The sequence below is a fragment of the Isoptericola sp. NPDC060185 genome (assembly GCF_042728595.1).
Classification (GTDB): domain Bacteria; phylum Actinomycetota; class Actinomycetes; order Actinomycetales; family Cellulomonadaceae; genus Isoptericola.
This window is the reverse complement of record NZ_JBHWYY010000005.1, coordinates 68280-91655: the sequence shown is the minus strand read 5'-3', so window position 1 is coordinate 91655 and position 23376 is coordinate 68280. Positions and strand designations below refer to the sequence as shown.

General features: G+C 74.9%; 21 protein-coding genes. 14 read left to right on the top strand and 7 right to left on the bottom strand.

The window, feature by feature from the left end:
• Positions 1-4 precede the first annotated feature (4 nt).
• Complete coding sequence (locus ACFWDO_RS03530; RefSeq protein WP_380317761.1) at positions 5-910, top strand: oxygenase MpaB family protein; 906 nt, start codon at positions 5-7, stop codon at positions 908-910.
• 50 nt (positions 911-960) lie between these two features.
• The gene (locus ACFWDO_RS03525; protein ID WP_380317764.1) at positions 961-3042 is read left to right on the top strand and encodes a beta-galactosidase; all 2082 of its coding nucleotides are present in this window, start codon (positions 961-963) and stop codon (positions 3040-3042) included.
• Between the two features lie 75 nt (positions 3043-3117).
• Here ACFWDO_RS03525 and ACFWDO_RS03520 read toward each other — a convergent pair whose 3' ends face one another.
• On the bottom strand, positions 3118-3513 hold the full coding sequence (locus ACFWDO_RS03520) for a YchJ family protein (RefSeq protein ID WP_380317766.1): 396 nt from the start codon (positions 3511-3513) through the stop codon (positions 3118-3120).
• A gap of 9 nt (positions 3514-3522) precedes the next feature.
• Positions 3523-4734, bottom strand: coding sequence for an MFS transporter (locus tag ACFWDO_RS03515; RefSeq protein WP_380317769.1), 1212 nt, complete (start codon positions 4732-4734; stop codon positions 3523-3525).
• Positions 4735-4855: 121 nt separating this feature from the next.
• On the opposite strand from ACFWDO_RS03515, the gene ACFWDO_RS03510 reads away from it, so the two are divergent.
• Positions 4856-5797 (top strand): hypothetical protein, encoded by a 942-nt coding sequence (locus ACFWDO_RS03510; RefSeq protein ID WP_380317772.1) that lies wholly within the window; start codon positions 4856-4858, stop codon positions 5795-5797.
• Between the two features lie 61 nt (positions 5798-5858).
• On the opposite strand, the gene ACFWDO_RS03505 is transcribed toward ACFWDO_RS03510, so the two are convergent.
• Positions 5859-7154 (bottom strand): arabinogalactan endo-beta-1,4-galactanase, encoded by a 1296-nt coding sequence (locus tag ACFWDO_RS03505; protein ID WP_380317775.1) that lies wholly within the window; start codon positions 7152-7154, stop codon positions 5859-5861.
• A 435-nt stretch (positions 7155-7589) separates the two neighbouring features.
• Positions 7590-9698, bottom strand: coding sequence for a beta-galactosidase (locus tag ACFWDO_RS03500; RefSeq protein ID WP_380317778.1), 2109 nt, complete (start codon positions 9696-9698; stop codon positions 7590-7592).
• 197 nt (positions 9699-9895) lie between these two features.
• Between ACFWDO_RS03500 and ACFWDO_RS03495 the strand changes: the two genes are divergently transcribed.
• The 4 genes from ACFWDO_RS03495 (at position 9896) to ACFWDO_RS03480 (ending at position 14434) form a co-directional block, all read left to right on the top strand.
• Positions 9896-11218, top strand: coding sequence for an ABC transporter substrate-binding protein (locus ACFWDO_RS03495; RefSeq protein ID WP_380317781.1), 1323 nt, complete (start codon positions 9896-9898; stop codon positions 11216-11218).
• A 147-nt stretch (positions 11219-11365) separates the two neighbouring features.
• A complete protein-coding gene (locus tag ACFWDO_RS03490) occupies positions 11366-12340 on the top strand; it encodes a carbohydrate ABC transporter permease (RefSeq protein WP_380317784.1) in 975 nt (324 codons plus the stop codon).
• A 1-nt stretch (position 12341) separates the two neighbouring features.
• Entirely contained in the window at positions 12342-13268 is a 927-nt protein-coding gene (locus ACFWDO_RS03485; protein WP_380317787.1) for a carbohydrate ABC transporter permease, read from the top strand.
• A 131-nt stretch (positions 13269-13399) separates the two neighbouring features.
• Complete coding sequence (locus ACFWDO_RS03480; protein WP_380317790.1) at positions 13400-14434, top strand: LacI family DNA-binding transcriptional regulator; 1035 nt, start codon at positions 13400-13402, stop codon at positions 14432-14434.
• 75 nt (positions 14435-14509) lie between these two features.
• Here the strand turns inward: ACFWDO_RS03480 and ACFWDO_RS03475 are convergent, their stop codons facing one another.
• Complete coding sequence (locus tag ACFWDO_RS03475; protein ID WP_380317792.1) at positions 14510-15223, bottom strand: hypothetical protein; 714 nt, start codon at positions 15221-15223, stop codon at positions 14510-14512.
• Positions 15224-15467: 244 nt separating this feature from the next.
• On the opposite strand from ACFWDO_RS03475, the gene ACFWDO_RS03470 reads away from it, so the two are divergent.
• Positions 15468-16346: an alpha/beta fold hydrolase gene (locus ACFWDO_RS03470; RefSeq protein ID WP_380317795.1), complete on the top strand. Its 879-nt coding sequence runs from the start codon at positions 15468-15470 to the stop codon at positions 16344-16346.
• A gap of 7 nt (positions 16347-16353) precedes the next feature.
• On the opposite strand, the gene ACFWDO_RS03465 is transcribed toward ACFWDO_RS03470, so the two are convergent.
• Entirely contained in the window at positions 16354-17748 is a 1395-nt protein-coding gene (locus tag ACFWDO_RS03465) for a pyridine nucleotide-disulfide oxidoreductase (RefSeq protein ID WP_380317798.1), read from the bottom strand.
• A 110-nt stretch (positions 17749-17858) separates the two neighbouring features.
• Here ACFWDO_RS03465 and ACFWDO_RS03460 point away from each other — a divergent pair, with 110 nt between their 5' ends.
• Together ACFWDO_RS03460 and ACFWDO_RS03455 are read left to right on the top strand one after the other, a co-directional pair.
• Entirely contained in the window at positions 17859-18617 is a 759-nt protein-coding gene (locus ACFWDO_RS03460; RefSeq protein ID WP_380317801.1) for a MerR family transcriptional regulator, read from the top strand.
• A gap of 81 nt (positions 18618-18698) precedes the next feature.
• Positions 18699-19124, top strand: coding sequence for a hypothetical protein (locus ACFWDO_RS03455; protein ID WP_380317804.1), 426 nt, complete (start codon positions 18699-18701; stop codon positions 19122-19124).
• 44 nt (positions 19125-19168) lie between these two features.
• On the opposite strand, the gene ACFWDO_RS03450 is transcribed toward ACFWDO_RS03455, so the two are convergent.
• Entirely contained in the window at positions 19169-20104 is a 936-nt protein-coding gene (locus ACFWDO_RS03450; protein WP_380346792.1) for a hypothetical protein, read from the bottom strand.
• Positions 20105-20182: 78 nt separating this feature from the next.
• Between ACFWDO_RS03450 and ACFWDO_RS03445 the strand changes: the two genes are divergently transcribed.
• The 4 genes from ACFWDO_RS03445 (at position 20183) to ACFWDO_RS03430 (ending at position 23319) form a co-directional block, all read left to right on the top strand.
• Entirely contained in the window at positions 20183-20677 is a 495-nt protein-coding gene (locus ACFWDO_RS03445; protein WP_380319254.1) for a heme-degrading domain-containing protein, read from the top strand.
• 77 nt (positions 20678-20754) lie between these two features.
• Entirely contained in the window at positions 20755-21273 is a 519-nt protein-coding gene (locus ACFWDO_RS03440; protein WP_380319251.1) for a hypothetical protein, read from the top strand.
• A 42-nt stretch (positions 21274-21315) separates the two neighbouring features.
• Entirely contained in the window at positions 21316-22848 is a 1533-nt protein-coding gene (locus ACFWDO_RS03435) for an amidohydrolase (protein ID WP_380319248.1), read from the top strand.
• Between the two features lie 114 nt (positions 22849-22962).
• Positions 22963-23319: a TraR/DksA family transcriptional regulator gene (locus tag ACFWDO_RS03430; protein ID WP_380319245.1), complete on the top strand. Its 357-nt coding sequence runs from the start codon at positions 22963-22965 to the stop codon at positions 23317-23319.
• The last annotated feature ends 57 nt before the right edge of the window (positions 23320-23376 follow it).

The following is a 23376-nucleotide window of genomic DNA, read 5'->3' as shown; positions in this document are numbered from 1 at the left end:
CGTGATGGCGACGACGGCGAACCCGGTGGAGCGGCTACGGCTGCGGCTGGGTGAGGCTCTGTTCCAGAAGGTCGCGGGCGACGACGCGCATGCGTCGCGCGACCGGATCCACCTGACGCCGGGGCCGCGGTGGTTCGCGCCGGACAGCCCGATCGGGAGGGTGCACGCGGACGCGTCGATGTTCGTGGGCGGGCTACGGGCGCTGCTGCTGCAGTCGCTGCACCCGCTGGCGATGGCGGGCGTGGCGGGCCACTCGGGCTACCGCGGCGACCCGTGGGGACGGCTGGAGCGGACGGCCACGTTCATCGCGACCACGACGTTCGGCACGGCCGACGACGCGCAGTCGACGATCGACAGGATCCGGTCGGTGCACGACCGGGTGCGGGGCAAGGCGCCCGACGGCCGCCCGTACCGCGCGGGCGACCCGCACCTGCTGACCTGGGTGCACGCCGCGGAGGCGGACTCGTTCCTCACCGCGCACCAGCGCTTCGGGGAGCGGCCGCTCACCGGCAGTGAAGCCGACGAGTACGTGGCGCAGGCGGCGCGGGTCGCGCGGGCGCTGGGCGCCGTCGTCGTGCCGGAGACGGTGGCCGACCTGCGCGCGACCATCGAGGCGTACCGACCGGAGCTGGAGGCGTCGCCCGCCGCGGTGGACACGGTGCGGTTCCTGCTGAGCGAGCCGCCCCTGCCGCGCGCCGCGCGGCCGCCGTATGCGCTGCTGGCGGCGGGCGCGGTCTCGACCCTGCCCGGCTGGGTGCGCGACGAGCTCGGCGTCGACTCCTGGTTCCGGCGCGCCCTCGGCGGGCCGGCGGGCTCGCTCGCCACCCGTGCGGTGCGGTGGGGGATGGGCACCTCCGAGCGGACCCGCGCCTACCCGCGGGCGGGCCTCCCGGCGACCGCGCCCGGCTGACGCGACGGATAGGCTGGATCGAAGCGCTTCGACACTTCGGGGGAACAGGTATGACGACAGGCCTCGCACGGCTCACGGACGAGCTGGGGCTGCTGTACGGAGGCGACTACAACCCGGAGCAGTGGGACCCCGCGGTGTGGCGGGAGGACGTCGCGCTGATGCGGCAGGCGGGGGTCAACCTCGTCACCGTCGGGGTCTTCAGCTGGTCGCACCTCGAGCCGCGGCCGGGGGAGTACCGCTTCGGCTGGCTGGACGAGGTGCTCGACCTCCTGCGCGACGCCGGCATCGCCGTCGACCTCGCCACCCCGGTCGCGTCGCCGCCGCCGTGGCTGGGCCTCCGGCACCCGGAGTCGCTCCCGACGACGGCCGACGGCACCGTGCTGAGCTACGGGTCGCGCAACCAGTTCTGCCCGTCGTCCGACGCCTACCGGTCCGCGGCGACCGCGATCGCCGAGCAGGTGGCCGCCCGCTACGCCGGGCACCCCGCCGTCCGGATGTGGCACGCGGGCAACGAGTACGGCCAGGTCTGCTTCTGCGACCGCTGCGCCGACCGGTTCCGCGACTGGCTGCGCGCCCGGTACGGCACGCTCGACGCGCTCAACGCGGCCTGGGCCACCACCGTCTGGTCGCAGGAGTACGGCGACTGGGCCGAGGTCCTGCCGCCGCGGGTCGCGCCGTACCACCGCAACCCGTCGCAGGAGCTCGACTTCCGCCGCTTCTCCTCCGACCTGCTGCTCGACCTCTACCGCGAGCAGAAGGCGGCGGTGCGGCGGCACGACCCGGACCGCCCCGTGACGACCAACCTCATGGGCTTCTTCGGCGGCGTCGACCCGCACGCCTGGCGCGGCGACCTCGACGTGATCGCCGACGACGCGTACCCCGACCCGGCGTCGCCCGACGCCCCGGCCGACGCGGCGCTCGTCAACCACCTGGCCCGCGGCCTCGCGGGCGGGGCACCGTGGCTGCGCATGGAGCAGGCGGCGAGTGCCGTGAGCTGGCGCGAGCACAACCTCACGAAGTCGCCCGCCCGGCTCCGGGCCGAGGTGCTGCAGGCGGCCGCGCACGGCTGCGACGGCGCCCTGTTCTTCCAGTGGCGCCAGGCGCGCTCCGGCCCCGAGCGCTTCCACTCGGCGATGCTGCCCCTCGCCGGGCCGGACACCGCGGTGCACGACGGCGTGCGGCGCCTCGGCGCCGAGCTGCGCGCGCTGCGCAGCCTCGCCGGGCAGCCCGTCCACCGCCGGGTCGCGCTCCTGTGGGACTGGCCGTCGTGGTGGGCGGCCACGCAGGTCGCACTGCCGACCGCGCGGCTCGACCCGCTCGCCACCCTGCAGGCGTGGCACCGCGCGCTGTGGCGGCTCGGGGTGGTCGCGGACGTCGTCGCGCCCGGCGACCCGCTGGAGGACTACGACGTGGTGCTCGCGCCGGCGCTCGCGGTGCTGGAGCAGGACGCCGCGGACCGGCTCGACGCCTACGTCACAGCGGGCGGCCACCTCGTGTGGGGGCCTTTCGGCGGGATCGCGGACGGTCTCGGCCACCTGCACGCCGGGCGGACGCCCGCGCCGCTGCGGCACGTGCTCGGCGTCTCGGCTGAGGAGTGGGTGCCGCTGCCCGACGGCGGCAGCGCCGTCGCGTGGTCCGAGGAGCGCTTCGGCGGCCTGCGCGGCACCGCCGCGGTGCTCGGCGAGCGCACCCGCTCCGACGGCGCCGCCGTGCTCGCCACCTACGACGACGGTCCGCTGGCCGGGAGCGTCGCCGTCGCGCAGCACGCCCACGGCGCGGGCGGGGCCTGGTACGTCGGGGCGGACCTCACCGGCGAGCACGGCGGCCTCGACACCGTGCTGCGGGCGGCGCTCGACGCCGCCGGCGTCCCGTACGGGGGCCAGGAGCCCGACGTCGAGACGGTGTGGCGGGGCGGCACCCTGGTCGCGATCAACCGCGCGGCCCGCTCCGCGGAGCTCGACCTCGCCGCGGCGCTCGCCGCCGGCCCGGAGCACGTGCGCGACGCGACCACCCTCGTCGACCTGCTCACCGGCGCCCGGCACGAGCTCGTGGCCGGCCCCGCCGACACGCCCGGCGCCGGGGCCACCCTGCCGCTCGCGCCCGACGACGTGGTGGTCCTGGCAGCGACCTGACCGCTGTCGTCCTGGACGCCGTGCCGGACGTGCAGGACCGGCTCGTGGCGCGGACGTCGTGACCGGGCGGGCGGGTCAGGCCCCGACGTCGCCGTCGACGTAGGACCAGCGCCCGCCCTCGCGGACGAAGCGGCTCACCTCGTGCAGGCGGCCGCGCGCGCCGGTGGCGGCGGACCGGTACTGGGCGACGAACTCGACCTCGCCGCCGTCGTCGAACGGCCCGCCCGCGTGGGTGGCGAGCACCACCAGGCGCCGCCACTCCTGGTCGTCGTCGAGCTCCAGCGACGACGGCCGGGTGCGCGGGTGCCACGTGGCGCGCAGGTACGCGGCGTCGCCGACGGCGAACGCGCTGTACCGCGAGCGCATCAGCGCCTCCGCGGTGGGGGCGGGGCGCTCGCCGCGGTGCAGCGGGCCGCAGCACGCGCCGTAGGTGTCGCCGGAGCCGCAGGGGCAGCGGTCGTCGTCGTGCACGGGACCTCCTCAGTGCGCGCCGGGCAGGCGCGGGTTGAAGCGTTCCTCGGCGAGCGCGACGAGCAGGGCGAGCGCGACGACGACGGCGCTCGCGAGCGGCACGACGCGCACGTCCACGGCCGCGACGAGCGCCGCGCCCAGGCCGGAGCCGGCCGCGATGCCCACGTTGAACATGGACGACGAGATCGCCACCCCCATGTTGGTGGAGCCGGGGGACACCAGCATCACGCGGTGCGACAGCGCGGGCGGCACGCACGAGAACGACAGGCCGAACAGCGCCAGCGACGCGACCGCGGCCACGGGCTGCTCGCCGAACGCCCACAGCGACACCAGCGCGACCGTCAGCACGGCGAGCGCCACGAGCAGCACCGCCACGGGCCGCGCGTCGATGAACCGCCCGACGATGATCGCGCCCACCACGCCGGCCGCGCCCTGCAGCAGGAGCAGGCGCGGCATGTCGGCCTGCACGAAGCCGGTGACGTCGATGAAGTACTGCGTGACGAACGTGATGACGCCGAACGCGCCGGTCAGCACCAGCCCCGTCGTAACCATCTGGAACCCGAACCGGCGCGCGCTCGGGTGCGGCGAACGGCTGGCGCCGCCCTCGGCCGGGGCGAGCGTGGGGAACAGCGCGAGGACGACGAACGTCACGACCAGCGACAGCGCCGCGACGGCCGCGAACGTCCACCGCCACGACGTGTTCTCGCCGAGCCAGGTGCCCGCGGGCACGCCGAGCACCGGCGCCAGCGAGTTGCCCAGCGCCAGGCGGGCCATCACCTTGCCGCGCACGACCGGCCGGAACAGTCCCGTCGTCGCCGGCACCACCGCCACCCAGAACAGCGCCTGCGCCGTCGCCGTCACGAGCCGCGCCACCAGGAGCTGCTCGTAGCTGGGGGCGAGCGCCGCCCACAGCGTCGCGACGGACGCGACGCCCGCGCACGCGGACAGCACCCAGCGGCGCGGGACCCGCCGCGCCCAGTGCGCCAGCGGCACGGTCGTGATCAGCACCACCAGGGCGTACCCGGTGACGAGGAGGCCGATCTCGGAGGTCGAGCGGCCCAGGTCGGGGGCCATGAGCGTGAGCAGGCCGGACGGCAGCGACTCGACGGTGACGAACAGGAACGTCGACAGCGCCATCGCGACCAGGATGATCGTGGCGCGACGCTCGTCGACGGGAGGCGTGATGGCGGACGCCTGCGCGGGGGGAAGGTTCTCTGTCATGGGGATCGAAACGATCCTAGGCGCGAGTTGTCAGGGCCAGGTGCATCGGAACGTGCTCCTCGCCCTGACAGCTCACGCCGGTGGGGTTGCGGCAGGTCGTGGGGTTCCCGATTCTCGGAGGGTGCCCACGCTTCCCGAGGTGCTGACGGACGCCGCCGGGGCGCTCTACGCGCTCGAGCCGGGCGACTTCGTCCCCGCGCGCGACGCGCGCGCGGCCGCCCTGCGCGCCGACGGCGAGGACGAGGCGGCGGACCGGGTGAAGCGGCTGCGCAAGCCGTCGACGGCGGCGTGGGTGGTGAACCTCCTGGCGCGCGCGGACGCCGAGCAGGTGGAGCAGGTCGTCGAGCTCGGCGCGGCGTTCCGCGCAGCGCAGGACGACCTCGACGGCCCCCGCCTGCGCGAGCTCACCCGGCAGCGGCGGCAGCTCGTCGCGGCCGTCGCCGCCCGGGCGCGCGCGCTCGCCGTCGAGGCTGGCACGGCGGTGTCCGGCGCGGTCCTCGCCCAGGTCGAGTCCACGCTCACCGCCGCGATGATCGACCCGGACGCCGGACGCGCGGTGCGCAGCGGCCTGTTGGTGGGCCCCCTCCAGGCCACCGGCATCGGGCGCGCCGACGTCGCCTCCGCCGTCGCCGTCCCCGACGCGCTCGGCATCGCGCCCGTCGACGACGACGCCCCGGCGCGGCACCTGCACGTCGTGCCCGACCTGCCCGGAGCCGCGAGGAAGCGCGGCCGCACGACGGCGGACGCGGCCGACGACGCCGCCCGCCGCGAGGCGCGCGAACAGGCCCAGCAGGAGCTCGCCGACGCCGAGGACGACGTCGCCGCCGCCCGCGACGCCGGCAGCACCGCCGCCGCGGAGGTGGGGCGCATCGAGGCCGTGGCCCACCGCACCGACGCCGAGCGCGACGCCGTCCGCCGTCGTCTCGCCGAGCTGGAGGAGGAGGCCGCCGCCGTCGACGCAGAGCTGCGCGGCGCCGTCGTCGCCCGCCAGCGCGCCGAGCGCACCCTCGCCGACGCCACCCGCCGCCGCGACGAGGCCGCCGCCCGCCTGCACGATCTCTGACCTGTCAGGGTGAGCGCGGGGCATGCCGCGCGCTCACCCTGACAGCTCGCGTGATCTCCGGTCAGTCGGCGGCGAGGGTGGCCGCGACGGGCGCGAGCAGCCGCCCGTCGTGGTCGAACATCGCCTGGTTCTCCCACGCGTTGCCGGAGGCCGGGTCGGCGGGGTCCCAGCCGTTGCCCTCGACGGACGTCCAGGCCGGCTCCCAGTAGACGGCGCCGAGGCCGCGGCCGCCGGGGGCGGCGGAGACCGTGTCCTGCACGGCGCGGAACGCCGCCGCCTGGCCCTGCGGCGTCGCGGGGTACCCGGCCACGAGCTGGTCGGGAGAGGAGATGACGTTCTGCCAGGCCGGAGCGTCGTCGTCGAGCGTGAACGGGTACGCGGTCTCGACCACCATGACGTCGCGGTCGTAGCGGGCGGACAGGGTGCTGACGGCGCCCTGCAGGTCGGCGAGCGAGCCGTGCCAGTAGCCGTAGTAGCTCAGCCCGACGACGTCGAACGGGACGTCACGGGCGACGGCCTCGTCGAACCACCAGGTGAGCCCGCCGATGCCGTTGTTGATGTTGGTCAGGTGCAGGATCGTCCGCGTCGACGGCGAGACGGCCTTCACCGCGTCGTGCCCGGCGGTGAGGAACCCGGCGAGGGCGTCCCACTGCGCCCCGGCGACGCCGTCGTCGGGGTCGACGTCCCACGTCTGGCCGTACGGCCACAGCATGCCGGGGTTGATCTCGTTGCCCACCTGCGCGTACGCGACGTCGACGCCCGCGTCGACGAGGGCAGTCATCACGTCGCGGGTGTGCGCGGCGAGCCGGTCGGTCATGTCGGTGATGCTCGACCCCGCCCACGCGGCCGGCACGCCCTGCTGGCCGGGATCGGTCCACCGGTCGGAGTAGTGGAAGTCGATCATGACGTCCATGCCCGCGGCCTGGACGCGCTTCGCGGTGGCGACGACGTGCATCACCTCGTTGTAGCCGTCGGCCGGGTCCACCCACACCTTGAGGCGGCCGAGGTTCATGCCGTGGTCGGCGAGGATCTCCACCGCGTCGCCGGGCGTGCCGTCGACGTCGGCGTACGTGGCGCCGTGGTCCTCGTTCTTCGCCAGGCCGGAGAGGTCGCCGCCGCGCACGTCGTGGGTCACCCGGCCGCGCTCGACGGTGACGTCGTCGACGCTCGCCCACGCGCCGCCCGCGCCGTCCGACGTCGCGACCGCGAGCGTGCAGTCGCCGCCGCGGCTCTTCGCGGAGACGGCGACGCGCACCCACGCGTCGTCCTGGAGCGTCTGCGGCAGCGTGGTGGTGCCGGACGTGCCGTCCGTGCAGGTCAGGGACAGCGTCGAGGTGTCCAGCCCGCCGGACTTCACCCAGGCGCTCGCCGTCCACCAGCCGTTGTCGACGCGGCCGAGGCGCTGCGACGTCGTGACCTCGTACGGCGCGTCCGACCAGTGCGTCAGCCGGTCGCCGGTGCGGCCCCCGGCCTCCGCCTTCGCGGCGGCGGCGTCGCCGGTGACGGACCAGCCGTCCAGGCCGGCGTCGAACCCCCGCGTTCTCCGGCTCGACGGCGGACCGGCCGCCGGGCGCGGCTCCCGCGGGTGCGGCGAGGGCGGCCGCCAGGGCGGCGGCCAGCAGGCTCGTGGTGATCGTGCGGGTGCGGTGCGACATCATCGTCCTTTCGCGTCGGGCGAGCTGTCAGGACCACGGCCACGTATTCGTGCTCCTGGCCCTGACAACTCCTTGCGGTGGTGAGTTGTCAGGACCAGGGGCACAAGAAAGTGCGTGTGGCCCTGACAACTCGCGGGTCAGAGCGGGGTGCGCAGCACGCGGGCCCCGCCGGCGGGCACGACGACGGTGCCGGCGACGTCCTCGCCCGTGAGCAGGTCGTGGCTACCGGTCGCGACGTCGGGCAGCTTGGCGTCGGCGTCGGCGTGGTTGATCGCGACCGTGAAGACGGCGTCCGCCCCGTGCCGTCGCACGACCTCGAGCTCGGCCGGCAGGCCGGCCGGCGCGATCCCGGCGTCGTCGTACACGCGCGCCATGAGGGGCGCCAGCCCGTCGACGTCCAGCCGCGTCGAGACGTACCAGCCGGTGCCCGCGCCGAGGGCGTTCCGGGTGACCGCCGCGGCGCCGGGCCGCGGGCCGCCGTCGTACGTGGCGACGACCTGCGCGCCGTCGAGCGAGAGGTCGTCGGCCCACACATCGCCCGTCAGCGTGCCGTCGGACAGCCCGACGACGCCCAGCGACTCGCCCTCGCGCAGCGGCAGGAACTCCTCGACCGTGAGCCCCAGCGCGCGGCGCAGCGGCGCGCCGTACCCGCCCTCGTGCACGCGGTCGTGCTCGTCGACGACGGCGCTGAAGTAGCTGACCAGCAGGGTGCCGCCGCCCTCGACGTACCGCGTGAGGTTGTCGGCCGCGGCCGCCGTGAGCAGGTACGACGCCGGCGCGACGACGAGGCGGTAGCCGGACAGGTCCTGCTCCGGGTGCGCCATGTCGACCGTGAGGCCGTCGCGCCACAGCCGGTCGTAGAACGCCTCGGTGCGCTCGCGGTGCGACGCGTCCACGCTGGGCCGCCATTCGAGGTCCTGCGCCCAGTGGGACTCGTAGTCCCACAGCAGCGCGACGTCGGCCCGCACGCGCGAGCCCTGCACCTCGCCGAGGCGGCCGAGCTCGGCCCCGAGCTCGCACACCTCGCGGAACACGCGGCTGCCCGTGCCGGCGTGGGGGAGCATCGCCGAGTGGAACTTCTCCGCGCCGCTGCGCGAGGCTCGCCACTGGAAGAACAGGATCCCGTCCGCGCCGCGGCCCAGGTGCGACAGGGCGTTGCGGCGCTCCTCGCCGGGGCGCTTGGCCACGTTGCGGGGCTGCCAGTTCACGGCCGAGCTGGAGTGCTCCAGCAGGAGCCACGGCTTGCCGCCGGCGACCGACCGCGTGAGGTCGGCGGCCATCGCCAGGCCCACGTGGCCGCGGGGGTCGGCGGCGGTGAGGTAGTGGTCGTCGGAGACGACGTCGACCTCGCGCGCCCACGCCCACAGGTCGGTCGACGGGCAGGCCGTCGCCATGAAGTTGGTGGTGATCGGCACGTCGGAGTGGGAGCGGATCGCGTCGCGCTCGGCCACGAAGCACTCGCGCAGCATCGCGTCGGTGAAGCGGGCGTAGTCGAGGCGCATGGCCGGGTTGGCCACGGTGGGCGTGGCCGACGGCGCGACGACGTGCTCCCACTCGCCGTAGACCTGGCCCCAGAACCGGGTGCCCCAGGCCGCGTTGAGCGCGTCGAGGGTGCCGTACCGGGCCCGCAGCCACAGGCGCCAGGCGCGCTGGGCGTGGTCGGAGTAGTCGTCGGAGACCGGTGCGCCGTACTCGTTGTGCACGTGCCACAGCACGACGGCGGGGTGCCGCCCGTAGCGCTCGGCGAGCGCGCCCGCGATGCGGGTGGCGGCGCGGCGGTACGCGGGGGAGGACGGCGCGGCGGCGCCGCGGGAGCCGAACTCCAGCACGGTGCCCTCGCGCGTCACGACGCGCGAGTCCGGGTAGGTGCGGAAGAACCACGAGGGCGGCGACGCGGTGGGCGTGCCGAGGTCGACGCGGATGCCGTTCGCGTGCAGCAGGTCGAGCAGCCGGTCGAGCCAGCCGAGGTCGAGCTCGCCCTCCCGCGGCTCGAGCAGGGCCCAGCTCCAGATGCCGACGCTCACCAGGTTGACGCCCGCCTGCCGCATGAGGTCGACGTCCTGCGCCCACGTCTCCTCCGGCCACTGCTCGGGGTTGTAGTCGCCGCCGTAGCAGATCTCGTCGACCCCGGGCAGCCAGCCCTCGAAGTCGGGGCCGGGGCGGAAGGGGGCGGGCCGGGCCCCGGTGGCCGCGTCGGAGACCGTGGCCTCGAAGGACGGGGCGCCGTGGGGCGTGGCGTCGGGCATGGGTGGCGCTCCTCGCGTCGATGCTGTGCGCGGTCACAGGCGTCGTGGCCGCGCAACGACTAGGTAACACCACGAAACCCGAAGTTGACAATCGCTCACGGCGTCCGGCTACTGTGACCGTGCACAGCCACACTGTCGTGAGTCGCCCGGTCTCCTGCCCGACGCGGCGGTGCGATGGTCCTTGACGAGGAGGAGTCATGCGCCTGTCCACAGGCACCCGGATCGCGGCCCTCGCCGCTGCCACCGCGCTGGTCGCGTCCGCCTGCTCCGGCGGCGGTGACGACGCCGGCTCGGACGGCGCGTCGGCCACGGGTCCCGTCGAGCTCACGTTCTGGACGTGGACCCCCAACATGGAGAAGGTCGTCGACCTCTGGAACGCCGACCACCCCGACATCACCGTCACGGTGAACAAGCAGGACGGCGGGGACCCGGCGGTCACCAAGCTGCTCACCGCGATCAAGGCCGGCTCGGGCGCGCCCGACATCATGCAGGCCGAGTACCAGAAGATCCCGCAGCTCGTGTCCTCGGACGCGCTCGCGGACCTCTCCGGCTCTCTCGGCGAGGACGTCGCCGACCACTTCGCCGACGGCGTCTGGAACGCCGTCACGCTCGGGTCGGACGCCGTCTACGCGGTGCCGCAGGACTCCGGGCCCATGCAGTTCTACTACCGGGCCGACATCTTCGAGAAGCTCGGCATCGACGTCCCCACCACCTGGGACGAGTACGCGGACGCCGCACGGAAGGTGCACGAGGCCGACCCGAAGGCCTACCTCGGCACGTTCTCCGCGAACGACGCCGGCTGGTTCGCCGGGCTCACCCAGCAGGCGGGCGCGTCCTGGTACGGGATCGACGGCGACGCCTGGTCCGTGGACATCGACTCCGACGCCACGACCAAGGTCGCCGAGTACTGGGGCGGCCTGGTCGAGGAGGGCGCCATCGACAACAAGCCGATGTACACCCCCGAGTGGAACGCCGGCCTCAACGACGGCACCCAGGTGGGCTGGCTGTCCGCGATCTGGGCCCCGGGGGTCCTCGAGGGCAACGCCGCCGACACGGCCGGGAAGTGGAAGATGGCGCCCATGCCCCAGTGGGACGCGGCCTCGCCCGCGACCGGCGCCTGGGGCGGCTCGGCGACCGCCGTGACGTCGCAGTCGACGCACCCGGAGCAGGCCGCCGAGTTCATCACGTGGCTCAACACCGACCCGGAGGCCGTGCAGGCGCTCGTCGACGAGACCGGGATCTATCCGGCCGACGTCCCCGCGAGCAGCACCGTGCTCACCGACCCGCCGGAGTTCTTCTCGAACCAGCCGGACTTCTACGGGATCGCGGCGCAGACGGCGCAGACCGTGCAGCCGTTCACGTACGGGCCGAACATCAACGTCGCCTACTCCGCGTACAACGACGAGTTCGCGAAGGCGACCAAGGCCAAGAAGGCCGGCGCGTTCGTCGACGCCGTCGGCGCGATGCAGAAGGTCACGCTCGACGACCTGAAGAACCAGGGCTTCACCGTCGACGAGTGACGCCGCGGGCCGCCCGGGCCGGTCTCAGCACCCCGGGCGGCCCACGCGTTCGCTCCGTCCCGTACCCACCCGGTCCCGCATCCACCCGGTCCCGCACCCACCCGGTCCCGCACCCACCCGGTCCCGCACCCACGAGGGAAAGCAGAGATGACCACGTCCACCGTCGCGCCGCCGGGCGGCCGCACCGCACCGCCGCCGGTCCGCACCACCGGCCCGAGCACGTCCGGCCGCCGCCGGCTCGCGCCGTGGGGTTTCCTCGCGCCGGCGATCGTGCTGTTCGTCCTCTTCCTCGCGCTGCCGATCGGGTACGCCGTGTACCTGTCGTTCCGCACGGAGAAGGTGAGCGGGCTGGGGCTGGGATCCGGCTCGCGCACCGAGGTGTGGGCGGGGCTGTCCAACTACGCGTCCGCGCTGGGCGACCCGGAGTTCCTCGCGTCCGTCGGCCGCGTCGCGCTGTACGGCGTGCTCGTCGTGCCCACGATGCTCGGCCTGGCGCTGCTGTTCGCGCTGCTGCTCGACTCCCGCCGGGCGCGGGCGCGCACGTTCTCGCGGACGTCGATCTTCCTGCCGTACGCGGTGCCCGCGGTGATCTCGTCGCTGCTGTGGGGCTTCCTCTACCTGCCCGGCGTCAGTCCGTTCTACGACCTGTTCGACGCGCTCGGCTGGGACGTGCCTTCGCTGTTCGAGGGCGACCTGGTGATGTTCGCCGTCGCGAACATCGCGGTCTGGGGCGGCACCGGCTTCAACATGATCGTCATCTACACGGCGCTCAAGGCGGTGCCGTCGGAGCTGTACGAGGCCGCCGAGCTCGACGGCGCGTCGCAGGTGGCGGTGGCGTGGCGGATCAAGATCCCGATCGTCACGCCGTCGATCATCATGACCGCCGTCTTCTCGATGATCGCGACGCTCCAGGTGTTCGCCGAGCCCACCACGCTGCGGCCGCTGAGCAACTCGATCTCGACCACCTGGACCCCGCTGATGAAGGTCTACCGCGACGCGTTCACGCGCGGCGACCTGTACTCGGCCGCCGCGACGTCGGTGATCATCGCCGCCGCGACCTTCGTGCTCTCGTTCGGCTTCCTGCGGCTCGTGCAGGCCCGCGCCTTCGGCCAGGAGAAGTGACATGACGACGCTGACCAGCCCGCTGTCCGCCGGCACGCCCGCGGCGCCCGACGCGCGACGCCGCTCCGGCAGCACGCGCCGCACCTGGCGCGGCGCCGGCGCGCGCCCCTCGCCGGTGGCCACGGCCGTGCTGCTGCTGGGCGCCCTGTACTGCCTGCTGCCCGTCGTGTGGGTGGTGGTGGCCTCGACGAAGTCAGGGTCCGAGCTGTTCTCCACCTTCACGTTCGCGCCCTCCTCCCACCTCGCCGAGAACGTCGCCGACCTCGCCGCCTACCGCGACGGCCTCTTCTGGCGCTGGATGCTCAACACCGCCCTGTACGCGGGGGTGGGGGCCGTGCTGTCCACCCTGGTGTCGGCCATGGCCGGGTACGGCCTCGCGAAATACTCCTTCGCCGGCAAGAACGCCGTCTTCAACGTGCTGCTGGCCGGGGTGCTGGTGCCCGCCATCGTGCTCGCCATCCCGCAGTACCTGCTGCTGGCCGAGCTCCACCTCACCAACACCTACTGGTCGGTGCTGCTGCCCAGCATCATCAGCCCGTACGGCATCTACCTGGCCCGGATCTACGCGGCCGCCGCCGTGCCCGACGAGGTGGTCGAGGCCGCCCGCACCGACGGCGCGAGCGAGTCGCGCACCTTCTTCCAGGTGGCGGTGCCCATGCTCGTGCCCGGCCTGGTGACGGTGTTCCTGTTCCAGTTCGTCGCGATCTGGAACAACTTCATGCTGCCGTACATCATGCTCGGCGACGACAAGCTCTTCCCGATCACCGTCGGCCTGTCCGGCCTGCTCAACCAGGGCGCCAGCCAGCCCGCCATGTACACCCTGGTGATCACGGGCGCGCTGCTGTCGATCCTCCCGCTCGTGGCGCTGTTCTTCGCCCTGCAGCGGTTCTGGCAGGTGGACCTCGCCGCCGGCGCGGTGAAGTCGTGACCGATCGTCCTCGGCCGGCGCGGGCCGGCGCGGCTCGGCCGAGCTCGGCTCGGCCAGATTCGGCTCGGCCAGACTCGATGCGGGCAGGTTCGACGCGGGCGAGGTCGACACAGGTCAATACACTCACCGACGTGGAGGGAACGGGTGGGCACGGGGCCGACGACGGCAGGGCGAAGCGCCCCACGATCCGCGACGTCGCGGCCGTGGCGGGGGTCTCGCGCGGCACCGTCTCGCGGGTCATCAACGGCGGGCACTGGGTGTCCCCCGACGCGCGCACCGCGGTGGAGGAGGCGATCCGCACCACCGGTTACCGCGCCAACCCGCACGCGCGCTCCCTGGTGACGGGGCGGGCCAACTCGGTCGCGTTCCTCCTCACCGAGGAGCAGCACCTGCTGTTCGAGGACCCCAACTTCTCCCTGCTGCTGCGCGGCGCCACCCACGCCGCCGCCGAGCGGGAGATGCCCATGGTGCTGCTCGTCGCCGGCACGCCGGAGGAGCGGCGCCGCGTGGCCCAGTACCTGGAGGCCGGCCACGTGGACGGGGTGCTGCTGATCAGCTCCCACCGGGGCAACCCGATGATGGGGGAGCTGCTGCGGCACGAGATCCCCACCGTGGCGTGCGGCGTCCCGCTCGGCTACGAGGGGAAGGTCGGCTACGTCGCCGCCGACGACCGCTCCGGCGGCCGCACCATGACGCAGCACCTGTGGGACTCGGGCCGGCGGCGCATCGCCACCATCACCGGCCCCTTGGACACCCCGGGCGGCGTGCTGCGGCTGGAGGGCTACCGCGACGTGCTCGGTGACGCCTACGACCCCGAGCTCGTCGCGCACGGCGACTACTCCCGGGAGAGCGGCCGCCTCGCGATGGCGGAGCTCCTCGAGCGCCGGCCCGACGTCGACGCCGTGTTCGTGCACTCCGACCTCATGGCCGCCGGGGCGCTCGTCGCGCTGCAGGCCGCCGGGCGTTCCGTACCCGACGAGGTCGCCGTCGGCGGATTCGACGACTCCGGCGTCGCCGCCCAGCTGCACCCGCCGCTGACCACGATGCGCCAGCCGTACGAGCGCATCAGCGCCGAGATGGTGCGACTGCTGCTCGAGGTGGTCGACGGCCAGGAGCCCGCTGCGATCACGCTGCCCACCTCGCTCGTGGTGCGCGAGTCGGCCTGAGCCCCGCGCGCACGGTGACGCGGCCATCCTCCCGGGTCCGTCCGGGCTCACGGGTCGTTCCTCCGGGCGCACCGGTCAGTCCCACCAGGCGCGGTACCAGGGGTCGCCGTCGGCCTCCTCCGCCACCGCGGACCAGGGATCGGGACGTCCGGGCCCCCACCACGGGGTGATCTCGTCGGGCGGCGCGTGCATGTCGTCCACGCCGAGGGCGACCAGCGTCGCCATGACGTCGGTGCACTCGCACCCGTCCTCGTGCCGGCGGTCGATCCGCAGGGCACGGTCGGCGCGCAGCAGCACCGCGGTCACGGTGATCCGCTCGTCGCAGCGCAGCGGGCCCACGACGTACCCCTGCGCGCGCACGCGGTCCGGGTGCCGCACGACCGCTCGGAGCACCGCGCCCAACGTGGGGCCGAGGTTCTGCCGTTCCGTGGCGAGCTCCTCCTCGTCCAGGCGGTCGAGGAGGCCGGCCGCGGTGCGGGCGTCGAGCTCCGCGAACGGGTAGTACCCCGGCGCCGCGTTCGGCGCGAGGACGGGCTGGAGCAGCACGTCGAGGCCGTCGTCCAGCAGCCGGCCGTGCCTGCCGGAGCAGCCGACGCCCGGGCCGTCGTCGTGCGGTGCGCCCGGCCGGGTGGCCTGGTCCCGCTCGCGGGTCCACGCGGTGCTCAGGTCGACGAGGTCGGGCGGCGTGAACCGCGCCGCGGGCCACGCGGCCCATTCGGGCGGCCCGGCGTGCGGCCCGGGGGTCGGGCCCGGCGTGGGTGGGGTGGGGGGCAGCGTCGTCACGGGCACGGCGGGCTCCTTCGGTCGGGTGGGCCGCCCGGCCGGGCGTCCGACGTCGAGCCTGGCGCCGGGCCGCCGGCCGTGAGGGGTGACGACGGCGATCTGTGGACGGACCGAGCCTGGGGGCAGCCTCGTGGCCCCGGAACGGTGCGGCGGCGTCGTGCCTGGTCACGGTCGATGATTTTCGGGCTGGTGCAGTGTCTGACCCACAGCACAGGATGGACCCACACCAGCCGGCCACGGAGGCCCCACCATGAGCGAGCTCACCACCCACACCCTGGACGTGCCCGGCGCCGTCCTCACCTACGACGTCCGGCTGCCGGCGCAGCCCGGCGGGAACCGCCCGGTCTTCGTGCTCGGCTCGCCGATGGCGGCGTCCGGCTTCGAGCAGCTCGCCGATCTGCTCGACGACCGCGCCGTCATCACGTACGACCCGCGCGGCACCGAGCGCAGCACGCTCGCCGCCGACGGCGAGGTCTCCGTGGAGATCCACGCCGACGACTTCCACCGGGTGCTGCAGGCGGCGCGCGCGCTGGTCGGCGACGGACCGGTCGACGTGTTCGCGTCCAGCGGCGGCGCCGTCAACGTGCTGTCGTGGATCGCCCGGCACCCCGACGAGCTCGCCACGGTCGTCGCGCACGAGCCCCCGCTCTGGGACCTGCTCGAGGATCGCGACCTGCAGCGCCGGGCCACGCAGGACATCGTCGAGACGTACCAGCGCGACGGGTTCGGGCCGGCGATGGCGAAGTTCATCCAGCTCTCCATGCAGGACGCGCCGCTGACCGACGACTACTTCTCCCAGCCCGCTCCCGACCCGGCCATGTTCGGCATGCCGACCGAGGACGACGGGTCGCGCGACGACCTCCTGCTGAACGGCAACATGAAGTCGTTGCCCTGGTTCTCGCCGGACCTCGACGCGCTGCGCGCCACCACCGTGCGGCTCGTCCCGGCGGTCGGCGAGGCGGGTCCCGGCACGATGCCGCGTCGAGGCGGCGAGGCACTGGCCGCGGAGCTCGGCCTGGACGTCGTCGTCTTCCCCGGCGACCACGGCGGCTTCACCGTGAACGAGTGGTCGCCGAACAACGACCCGGCGGCGTTCGCGGCCCGCCTGCGCGAGGTGCTGGCGGGCTGAGCGCCGGTCAGACCCGGACGCCGGCGTCCCGGCCGATCCGTTCCAGCCCCGCGATGCCCGCGGGGGCGTGCTCGAGGTACCGGGCCACTGCGGCGCGCACCTCGGGCCGCCCCGCGGCCTCCGGCGGCACCCGGGCAGGGTTGAGCGGGACGGAGTGGGCCCACGCGGCGACGTCCGGGTCGGCCATGAACGTCGCGGCCGACCGGGCTCCGCGGCCCTGGAACGCGGCCCAGTCGTCCGGGGTGTTCCAGAACGGGGTCGGCAGGCACAACCGGTTCTTCTCCGCGTCCGGCCGGTCGCGGCGGGTGGCCTCGACATAGCCGACGAGGGCCCCGCAGAACGGCGGGAAGCCCGCGCGCACGGGCTGCAGCGTGAGGTGCTCGCCCCAGATCGGCACGGCGGGGCGCTGCCGCAGGCCGTGCGCCGCGCAGTGCACCACGACCGCGTCCCGGGGCACGGTGACCTCGCCGTCGTCGAGCACCAGCCGACCGGGCGTGGCCCGGCGCAGGTGGCCCTGTCGCACGACGTGCTCCACCGACCGCAGCAGGTCGAGCTCCCAGCGACCCAGCGTCGGGGTGCGCGCCATGCTCGGCACCACCGTCGGGTCGATCCGCGTCATGATCCCCGCGTCCTCGAGGCGCAGGAAGAGGTCGTCGGCCGAGGTGGCGTCGGCGGCCACGGCCATGAGGGTGGCCGCCATGCCGAGGAAGACCACCGGGTCCGGCTGGATCACGGCGCGGTCGAACATCCACGGCTCGCGCGGGCGCACCCAGTGGATCGCGCCCGGGTCCACGCCGTGACCGAGCAGCCAGACGACGGTGTCCGTCGCCGTCTTGCCCGATCCGACGACGACGAACGCGGCGGCGTCGTCGGCGACGTCCGGCACGCTGCCGGCGGGCACGACGTGCACGCCGTCGTCGACGGCGAAGGGGGGCGGGGTGAGGGCGGGGATCGTCGGCGAGAGGTAGCGCGCGTCCACGACTCGGCGGCGCACCCGGACCTCGACCTCCCGGCCGGTGGCGAGGTCGAGGACCTGCCCGTCGCGGTACTCGTGGCCGCCGAGCAGCTCCACGCGCCCGGTCGGCAGCAACCGCTCCGCGAGCACCGTGGCGTAGTAGGCGCAGATCTCCGCGCCGGTGGCGCGCTCGTGCAGCCCGCGCTCCGGCCCGGACTCCTGCACGCGGCCGGTGCCGAGGAGCGTGGACGCGACGCCGTACAGCTGCGACGCCTGGTGGAGCCGCACGAACGGGTAGGCGTCGACCCAGTGCCCGCCCGGGGCCGTACGACGGTCGACGAGCGTCGTGCGCGCGGTCGGGTCGTGGTCGACCAGCGCGTCGACGAACGCCATCCCGGCCGCCCCGGCGCCGACGACCAGGTAGTCGGTCTCGACCGAGCGGGCCATGCTTCCAGTGACCCACCGGGCGGGGTGCCGGTCAACGCCCGCCGGGGGTGATCTCCGCCCACCGGCACACCTCTTGCGGTTGACGCGACGTCAATCTCTACGGTCGAGGCATGAACCGCTCCATCCAGGACGTGGCCCGCCTCGCGGGCGTCAGCAGCCGCACCCTGCGGCACTACGACCAGATCGGCCTGCTGCCGCCGTCGGGGACCGGGGCCGGCGGGCTGCGCCACTACGACGCGGCCGCCGTCGTGCGGCTGCAGCGCATCCTGCTGCTGCGCGATCTCGGCCTGCCCCTGACCGACATCGGCCGGGTGCTCGACGAGCAGGCGGACGAGGCCCGCGCCCTGCGTCGCCACCTCGGCCAGCTGCGCGCCGAGCAGGACCGCCTGTCGAGGCAGATCGCGTCCGTGGAGCGGACCGTGACCGCGATCGAGAAGGGAGAACAGCTCATGGCCGAGGACATGCTCGACGGCTTCGACCACACGCAGCACGAGGAGGAGGTGACCGAGCGCTGGGGTGCCGACGCGTACGCGACGAGCGACGCGTGGTGGCGCGGGCTCGGCGCCGAGAAGCAGAAGGAGTGGCAGGCGCGCACGAAGGAGCTCTCCGCGGCGTGGACCGAGGCGGCGAGCCGCGGCGTCGACCCGACGTCCGAGGAGGCGCAGGCGCTCGCCGCCCGGCACGCCGCCTGGCTCGGCGGCATCCCGGGCACGCCCGGCGCCGAGCGGGGGCGCCCGACGAAGGAGTACGTCGTCGGGCTGGCCGAGATGTACGTGGCCGACCCCAGGTTCGCGAAGAACTACGGCGGCACCGAGGGCGCGACGTTCGTGCGCGACGCCCTCGTCGCCTACGCGGACCGCGAGCTCTGACCCACCCTGCGAGTTGTCAGGGCCACGAGCGGGTATACGTGCGCGTGGTCCTGACAACTTTGCGGGTGGGAGGATGCCCCGGTGAGCGACGACTGGGCGGCGCAGCGCACGGAGGCGGCGCGCGTGCAGGCGGAGCGCCTGCGCGCGCGGCAGGACGCCGAGCACGGGCAGGCCGAGGCGCTGCTGCAGGAGTTCGTCCGCGCGGCGGCCGACAGCGGGCTGGAACCCGAGAACCTGCAGGTCAAGGGCTACGGCGGCCGCGGGACGGCGCGCACGTCGCTGCGCGGCTGGTACCTGCGCCAGGACCGCACCGCCGGCGTCACGACCGACGGCACCTTCTACGTGCTCACCGCCCCGCTGACGCTGGTCGACCGGGTGCGGGGCGCGCGGATCGAGCCGGAGCGGCCGCCGCTGGTGCTCGGCGCGGGCGGCAAGGACGGCAGCTCCATCGACCTCGTCGACGCGCTCGAACGGCTGCTCCCCGGCTGGCGGGGCACGTCGACGTAGCGACTGGTCGCCGTCCTGCGCCAGGACGACGACCAGTCGCTACGTCACCGGGTCCGGGTCATCGCCTCGCCCACGGGCCCCGCGACCTCCGGCAGTGCGAGGTATCCCGCCCACTCGCCGTCCTCGAGCCGCACCGCCGCGGAGTGGTAGCCGGGCGCGCGGTTGTCCACCCGCCGGACGTCGATCATGGGTGACCCCGCGGGCAGCGGGAAGGCGGCGGGCGTGAGGTCGCGCAGCGCGAGGAGGTCGCGCGAGTCGCGGGCGCTGACCCACCGGCCCACGCGGGCCGGGAACGTCAACGGCGCGCGGGCCTGCATGGCCTCGCGGATCGCGCGGATGCCGAGCGGCGAGCCCGGCGTGAGCAGCAGCGGCACGTCCGGCCCGTCCGTCCGGGCGGCGAGCACCGAGTACGCGACCACGCTGCCCAGCGAGTGCGCGACGACGACGGCGGGCTCGTCGCCGGCCAGCGCGGCGGCGAGCCCGTCGTCGATCACCCGGCGCACGTGGTCGTCGTGCAGGTAGGCGTACACGTCGCGGGTCAGGGTGAGCAGGACGGCGGCGCTGACGCCGGGCACGAACCGGTCCACCAGCCCCAGCGTCGCGACCACGGCCTCCGCCAGCGCGTCGCCGACCACCCCCTCGGCCAGGACCGGCGCCGGCGCGTCCTCGGGCGCGCCGCCTGCGGCGAGCACCTCGCGCGCGACGTCGAGCACGAACCGCAGTTCGCCCTCTGACAGCCCAGGTAGGCCGGGGACGCCCGCGCGCAGCGCATGGACCGTGACGGGAGGAGACGCCGCGCCGCCGACCAGCGCCGCGAGCGTGTCGCCGTAGTACACGAACGACGACGCGGCGTCGGTGGGCCGGAACGACGACCCCGCGGCGTCGAGCCCCGCGCGCATCGCCCCCAGCCACTGGGCCTCGAGCGTGTCGGGGTCGTGTCCGGCGAGGTCACGGCCGTGGACGAGCACCAGTCGGGTCACGCAGCGACGGTACCGACCGACACGTCCGCGGTGGGGCGGCACGCCGCGACCTGCACCGCGTCGTGCGACGCTGGGCGCATGGCGAACACGGGGAACAACGAGGACGTCGCGGCCCTGGTCGCCGAGGTCGAGCAGCAGGAGCGCGAGCTGGTGCTGACGCGCTTCACGCACGACGACGCGTGGCAGCTCGGCTGCCTGATCGTCGAGCTCGCCACGGAGCGCGGCCTGCCGGTGACGGTCGACGTGCGCAAGGGCCCGCAGCAGGTGTTCCACGCCGCGCGCGAGGGCACCACGCCGGACAACGACACGTGGGTGCAGCGCAAGGTGCGGGTGGTGGAGCGGTTCGGGGCGTCGTCGTTCCTCACGGGCCTGCGCGCCCGGGCGAAGGGCGACGACTTCAACGCCAAGCACGCGCTGCCGCTGCAGGAGTACGCCGCGCACGGCGGCGCGTTCCCCGTGCGGGTGGACGGCGTGGGGATCGTCGGCGTCGTCACCGTCTCGGGCCTGGCGCAGGCCGACGACCACGCGCTGGTCGTGGAGGCGTTGCGCGTGCTCGCCGCCGGCGGCGCCTGAGCGGGGGCGCGGTGAAGAACCCCGCTGGGGAGCGTCGGGTTGCAGGACGCGCCCCGAGCGAGGCCGAGGTGCTCCGTGTGGTGGACGCGCTCTGGGGCCAGGGGGTCAGCCCGGTCGTCTCGGAAGAGCAGATCACGTGGCTGCGCTGGGAGAACGAGCACCCGGCCGCGGTGTACCTGCTGCCGGAGGGGCCGTCCTACGACGTGTGGAACCTCAAGGAGAGCCTGCTGCGCGGTCTGTGCCGTGCCTCCTCCCTCGACCCGTACCAGGACGAGCTCGTGGAGCTCCTCCTCGGGGTGGTCCGCCGCCGTCAGGAGAGGTTGGACCACTACTACTCGCGGCTCGCCCTGCGGCTGGACCGCGTGTGCCTGCGGGCCGGCCTGGCGTCGTGCCTGGGTGCCGCGGACGAGGGGACACGGGTGAGGGCGGCCTGGCTGCTCGACGTCCTGGACCACCCCGACGTCCCCCCGACGCGTGCGCGGTGGCTAGCCTGGACCGCGGCGCACGGCCTGCCTCGTCGGCTCGACCGGGCCCACCACGCCGAGGACGACCGGGACCGCATCCACCTGCGGCGGCGTACGACGGTCTCACGGTAGCCGGCGTCTCGGCCCGCCGACGGGCGACGCTACGGTGGCCCCGTGTCCGCGCTGCTCCTGACGAACGCCCGCCTCGCGGGCCGCCCCGACCGGCCCGTCGACGTCCTGCTCGACGGCGGCCGCGTCGCCGCCGTGACCCCGGCGGGCACGCCCGCGCCGGTCGGTGTCTCGGCGCTCCCGGAGCGGGTGGACGTCGACGGCCGCACCGTCGTGCCGGGGCTGTGGGACGCGCACACCCACCTCACGCAGTGGGCGATGGTGCGCCAGCGCCTCGACGTGTCCGCGGCGACCGGCGCGGGCCACGCCGCCGCCCTCGTGCGCGACCGGCTCGACCGCGCCGCGCCGCCGCCGGACGGCCTGCCGCTGGTGGGCTACGGCTTCCGGTGGGCGACCTGGCCGGACGAGCCGACCGCCGCGGTGCTCGACGACGTCGCCGGCGAGGTTCCGGTGGTGCTGCTGTCCGGCGACCTGCACAGCGCGTGGGCGTCGACGGCGGGCCTGCGCTTCCTCGGCATCGCGTACCACCCCACGGGGCTGCTGCGCGAGGAGGAGTGGATGCCGGCCAGCCCGCGCATCGTCACCGTCGACGACGCGGTGTCCGACGCCCTGGTGGCGGAGGCCGCGCGGGCCGCCGCCGAGCGCGGCGTCGTCGGCGTCGTCGACTTCGAGGTGGCGGACAACCTCACCGCCTGGCGCCGCCGCGTGGCGGGCGGCTGGGACGGGCTGCGCGTGCGCGCGGGCGTGTGGGAGCAGCACCTGGACGCGGTGCTCGACGCCGGGCTGCGGGCCGGCGACGTCCTCGGCGAGCCGGAGGGCTCCGACCTCGTGACGCAGGGGCCGCTCAAGGTCATCAGCGACGGGTCCCTCAACACGCTCACCGCGTTCTGCTTCGACGCGTACGCGGGCGTCGGCGGCCCGGACGCCCACGGCATCCTCAACATCGCGACCGACCAGCTCGCGCCCCTCATGGCCCGCGCGCACGCGGCCGGCCTGCGCTGCGCGATCCACGCCATCGGCGACCACGCGAACTCCCTGGCACTGGACGCGTTCGAGGCGTCCGGTGCGCGCGGCTCGGTGGAGCACGCCCAGCTGCTGCGCCCCGCCGACGTCGCTCGGTTCGCCGCGCTCGGCGTCACCGCGAGCGTGCAGCCCGAGCACGCCATGGACGACCGCGACGTCGCCGAGGAGCTGTGGCCCGGCCGCACCGCCCGCGCGTTCCCGCTCGCCGAGCTGCGGGCGGCGGGGGTGCGGCTCGCCCTCGGCTCCGACGCGCCCGTCGCACCGCTCGACCCGTGGACGGCGCTCGCCGCCGCGGTCACGCGGTCCCGCGACGGCCGCGAGCCGTGGCACCCCGAGCAGCGGATCGACGCGCGGGCGGCTCTGGAGGCGTCCGTCGACGGGCGGCCGCTCGACCTGGCCGCCGGCACCCCCGCGGACCTCGCGATCCTCGACGGCGACCCGCTCGCCCTCGACGTCGGCCCCGACGACGACGCCCCCGCCCTGGCCGCCGCGCTGCGCGCCACCGTCGTTGCCGCCACCCTCGTCGCCGGCCGCTGGACACATCACGCGCTCTGACGACACGCACCCCGGGGACACCTGTCGAGCAAGCGATCTGCCGCGTCACACGGCCGGATGACGCGGCAGATCGCTTGCTCGAAGGATGGCTCGGTCAGGTGCGAGACTGCCGGGATGACGGAGGGCGACCGCGCGACCGGCGACGTCGAGGCGCGGCTGCGGGCGCGTCTGGCCGAGGTGGACGCCCGGCTCGCCGCGCAGCGTCGCACGGTGGCGGGGATCGTCGAGTCGGCCCGGGACGCGAACGTGGACGACGAGCACGATCCCGAGGGCGCGACCCTCGCCTGGGAGCGGCAGCAGGCGGCCGCGATCGCGACGGGCGCGGAGGCGGAGCGGCGTGAGCTGCTGGCGGCGCTCGACCGGGTCGCCGCCGGCACGTACGGCGTGTGCGAGGTGTGCGGGCGCCCCATCCCGGCCGCGCGGCTGGAGGCCCGGCCCGCCGCGACCCGCTGCGTCGACCACGCCCGCTGACTGCGGATCCGTCGTTCGACGCGGCACTTTGAGATCACGGCGGCAGTTCGGACTGCC

Coding starts and splice junctions, on each gene's coding strand:
- ACFWDO_RS03430 (WP_380319245.1), top strand. CDS start 22,963: ATGACGGAGGGCGACCGCGCGACCGGCGACGTCGAGGCGCGGCTGCGG.
- ACFWDO_RS03530 (WP_380317761.1), top strand. CDS start 5: ATGGCGACGACGGCGAACCCGGTGGAGCGGCTACGGCTGCGGCTGGGT.
- ACFWDO_RS03525 (WP_380317764.1), top strand. CDS start 961: ATGACGACAGGCCTCGCACGGCTCACGGACGAGCTGGGGCTGCTGTAC.
- ACFWDO_RS03500 (WP_380317778.1), bottom strand. CDS start 9,698: ATGCCCGACGCCACGCCCCACGGCGCCCCGTCCTTCGAGGCCACGGTC.
- ACFWDO_RS03495 (WP_380317781.1), top strand. CDS start 9,896: ATGCGCCTGTCCACAGGCACCCGGATCGCGGCCCTCGCCGCTGCCACC.
- ACFWDO_RS03515 (WP_380317769.1), bottom strand. CDS start 4,734: ATGACAGAGAACCTTCCCCCCGCGCAGGCGTCCGCCATCACGCCTCCC.
- ACFWDO_RS03470 (WP_380317795.1), top strand. CDS start 15,468: ATGAGCGAGCTCACCACCCACACCCTGGACGTGCCCGGCGCCGTCCTC.
- ACFWDO_RS03460 (WP_380317801.1), top strand. CDS start 17,859: ATGAACCGCTCCATCCAGGACGTGGCCCGCCTCGCGGGCGTCAGCAGC.
- ACFWDO_RS03485 (WP_380317787.1), top strand. CDS start 12,342: ATGACGACGCTGACCAGCCCGCTGTCCGCCGGCACGCCCGCGGCGCCC.
- ACFWDO_RS03465 (WP_380317798.1), bottom strand. CDS start 17,748: ATGGCCCGCTCGGTCGAGACCGACTACCTGGTCGTCGGCGCCGGGGCG.
- ACFWDO_RS03445 (WP_380319254.1), top strand. CDS start 20,183: ATGGCGAACACGGGGAACAACGAGGACGTCGCGGCCCTGGTCGCCGAG.
- ACFWDO_RS03490 (WP_380317784.1), top strand. CDS start 11,366: ATGACCACGTCCACCGTCGCGCCGCCGGGCGGCCGCACCGCACCGCCG.